The 1,568-nt window shown below is 70.3% G+C and carries 2 protein-coding genes; both read left to right on the top strand.

From position 1 onward, the window contains the following. Positions 1-822: alpha/beta fold hydrolase (locus tag LQ326_RS47110; protein ID WP_234545367.1), on the top strand; the 822-nt coding region annotated here is incomplete at its 5' end. Between the two features lie 30 nt (positions 823-852). Then, positions 853-1,568: hypothetical protein (locus LQ326_RS47105; protein ID WP_234545366.1), on the top strand; the 716-nt coding region annotated here is incomplete at its 3' end.

Genomic DNA, 1,568 nt, shown 5'->3' with positions numbered 1-1,568 from the left:
ACCGCCCCCACGCAGTTCGCCGAGGCCGACGGCGTCCGCTACGCCTACCGCCGGCTCGGTCCCGAGGGCGGGGTGCCGCTGGTGATGCTGCAGCACTTCACCGGCAACCTCGACAACTGGGACCCCGCGCTCGTCGACGCGCTGGCCGCCGAACGCGAGGTCGTCCTCGTCGACTACGCCGGTGTCGCCTCCTCCACCGGTACGCCGGCGACCACCGTCGCGCAGATGGCCCAGCAGATGATCAGCTTCGCCGTGGCGCTGGGCCTGGAGCGGATCGACCTCCTCGGCTTCTCCATCGGCGGTTTCGTCGCCCAGGACATGGCCCTGGTCCGGCCGCGGCTGGTCCGCCGCCTGATCCTGGCCGGCACCGGTCCCAAGGGCGCCCCGGGCATGCACGGCTGGCGCAAGGACATCGAGACGCACGCCCGTGCCGCCGTGCCCACCGGCGAGGACCTGCTCTACATCTTCTTCGCCCACACCGAGACCAGCCAGGCCAAGGGCGTGGAGTTCCTGGGCCGCTTCCTGGCCCGCACCGAGGACCGGGACGTGCCCAGCAGCCTGGCCTCCCGCGACGCCCAGTACGACGCCGTGCTGGAGTGGGGCATCCCCGACCACGGCGCGCTGCAGCGGCTGACCGGCATCCAGTGCCCCACCCTGATCATCCAGGGGGACGACGACCTGATGATCCCGACACGGGCCAGCCACCTGATGGCGGGCCTCATCCCGGACGCGCGGATCCGCATCTACCCCGATGCCGCGCACGCGTCGCTGTTCCAGTACCCGACCGAAGCAGCCAAGGACGTCAACGAGTTCCTCGGCTGACACCCACCCTCGCGCCACCAGGAGAGCACCGTGTCCGACCTTCTCGACACCATCTTCGACGCCTACGGCGGCCGCACCCGCTGGGTAGAGGCCGACCAGATCAGCGCCCGCCAGTTCTTCGGCGGCGCCCTGTGGGGCATGAAGGGGCATCCCGGGGCCCTCGACGACGTCGACGTGACCGTCGGCCTGCACCGGCAGTACGTACGGCAGGCCCCCTTCTTCGAGAACGGCCACCACGTGACCTTCACGGGGGACCGGGTCGCGGTGGAGGACACCGAGGGCAGCCTCGTGGAAGAACTCCTCGACCCGCGCGCCTCCTTCGCCGGCCACGATCTGATGACCCCCTGGAGCAGGCTGCAGCTGGCCTACTTCTCGGGCAGCGCCATGTGGACCTACCTGGCCGAACCGCTCTCGCTGACCTACCCCGGGGTGCGCACCGAGGAGATCGGGACGTGGACCGAGGACGGCGAGAAGTTCCGCCGCCTGCACGTGGTCTTCCCCGACAGCATCGCCACCCTCAGCACCGAGCAGACCCTGTACGTGGACGACTCCGGCCTGATCCGCCGGCGCGACTACAGCGTCGAGATCGCCGGCAACACCCCCGCCGCCCACTACATCTCCGGACACCAGGAGGTGTCCGGCCTGGTCATCCCCACCACCCGGATGATCTACAGCCGCGACGAGAACGGCCACAAGGTGCCCGAGCCGCTGGTCGTCTCGGTGCGCCTGGAGAACGTCACCGTCTC

The sequence above is a fragment of the Streptomyces shenzhenensis genome, from assembly GCF_021462265.1.
Taxonomy (GTDB): domain Bacteria; phylum Actinomycetota; class Actinomycetes; order Streptomycetales; family Streptomycetaceae; genus Streptomyces; species Streptomyces shenzhenensis.
This window is presented reverse-complemented; position numbering and strand designations above follow the sequence as displayed.